Raw genomic sequence first — 862 nt, forward strand, 5'->3', positions numbered from 1 at the left:
TGTAGGTGAAGCTGTCTGTGCCGTGGTAGTTGTCGTTTGGCGTGTAAGTGACGCTGCCGTCCAGGTTGACCGAGACCGTGCCGTTGGCTGGACCGTTATTGGTATCCAGCGACACCACTTTGTCGTCGCCTTCGAACGTGTCGTTACCTAAGACCTTGATGATGGTTGGCGTGTCTTCCACGACCGTCGCGTTGTCTGCCACGATGTCCGCCACTGGCGCAACCGTAAAGTTCACCGTTTGGCTAACGCTTTCGCCGCTTGGATCGGTAGCCGTAAACGTCAACGCTTCTGAGCCGTTCCAGTCTGCGGTTGGAGTGAACGTAGCAATCCCATTGACGATCGCCACTTGAATGTTGCTGTTGCCAGAGACACTGAAGCTCAGATCGCCATCCACGTTATCCACATCGCTGAAAGCGGTATTTAGATCGATGCTGTATGGCGTAAAGTCTTCCGCCAAGGCTTGGTCTGCAATGCTGCTTTCAACCACAGGCGCGTCGTTTACGGCATTTACGGTGACATTGACCGTCGCTTGGTCAGTCAGTGCACCATCGGTGATGGTGTAAGTAATTTCGGCGTCGCCATTGAAGTTCTCAGCTGGCGTGAACACCAACTTGCCGTCAACGATCTCGACTGTGCCTTGTGCTTCAGGTACAGACGCTGATTGGATAGACAGCGTATCACCATCAATATCGGTGTCGTTTGGCAGGACATCAATCGTCACTGGCGTGTCTTCGTCAGTAACGGCATTGTCATTGGTCGCCACTGGCGCGTCATTGACTGGTGTGACATCGACGTTCACCGTGGTGGACTCTGATACCCCACCGGAAGTGACGATGTAGGTAAAGCTGTCTGTACCGTGGTA

1 protein-coding gene is annotated in these 862 nt (G+C 53.6%); it reads right to left on the bottom strand.

The features are described 5' to 3' along the window. Positions 1-862 (bottom strand): tandem-95 repeat protein (locus KJB35_RS05075; RefSeq protein WP_285469419.1); only part of this gene is annotated, 862 nt, incomplete at both ends.

The sequence above is a fragment of the Vibrio sp. D431a genome (assembly GCF_030248655.1).
GTDB lineage: Bacteria > Pseudomonadota > Gammaproteobacteria > Enterobacterales > Vibrionaceae > Vibrio > Vibrio alginolyticus.